Raw genomic sequence first — 291 nt, forward strand, 5'->3', positions numbered from 1 at the left:
TTTAGGTTCAAATTCACCGTTTCTGTCACGGGGAACGGCTATTTCACACTCGCCGTAATCGCTGGAAATGGTCTTTTTGCCGTAACCGTTTCTGCTGTTTCCGGAGTTGTTGCCTGCGGCAGAATGCTTCTCATAACCCAGATGCTCGTCCATCTCAGCTTCAAGCATCTGCTCGATAGTTCCTGCAAACAAACGCTTGAGTTTAGCCTGAATATCGCCTGTGCTTTCGCACTCCGCCATGATGAGCTTCACAAGCTCCATTTCCTTCTCGCTTAAACCGTGATCTCTTGT

At 48.5% G+C, this 291-nt stretch carries 1 protein-coding gene; it reads right to left on the reverse strand.

Annotated features, from left to right (window positions below; all coding sequences use genetic code 11):
• Positions 1–261: transposase (locus LI114_RS13905; RefSeq protein ID WP_227221156.1), on the reverse strand; the 261-nt coding region annotated here is incomplete at its 3' end.
• Between the last annotated feature and the right edge of the window lie 30 nt (positions 262–291).

The organism is Ruminococcus sp. 210702-SL.1.03 (assembly GCF_020559915.1).
In the GTDB taxonomy this organism is placed as follows: Bacteria; Bacillota; Clostridia; order Oscillospirales; family Ruminococcaceae; genus YE71.